General features: G+C 52.9%; 1 rRNA gene. It reads right to left on the reverse strand.

Annotated elements, in window-relative coordinates:
• Positions 1 to 255 (reverse strand): 23S ribosomal RNA (locus tag IZR01_RS49745); the annotation flags it as partial.

Below are 255 nucleotides of genomic sequence, written 5' to 3' on the forward strand. Positions count from 1 at the left end.
GAGACAGTCGAGAAGTCGTTACGCCATTCGTGCAGGTCGGAACTTACCCGACAAGGAATTTCGCTACCTTAGGATGGTTATAGTTACCACCGCCGTTTACTGGCGCTTAAGTTCTCAGCTTCGACCTTGCGGTCTAACCGGTCCCCTTAACGTTCCAGCACCGGGCAGGCGTCAGTCCGTATACATCGTCTTGCGACTTCGCACGGACCTGTGTTTTTAGTAAACAGTCGCTTCTCGCTGGTCTCTGCGACTCAA

It is taken from the genome of Catenulispora pinisilvae (assembly GCF_015356865.1).
GTDB lineage: Bacteria > Actinomycetota > Actinomycetes > Streptomycetales > Catenulisporaceae > Catenulispora > Catenulispora pinisilvae.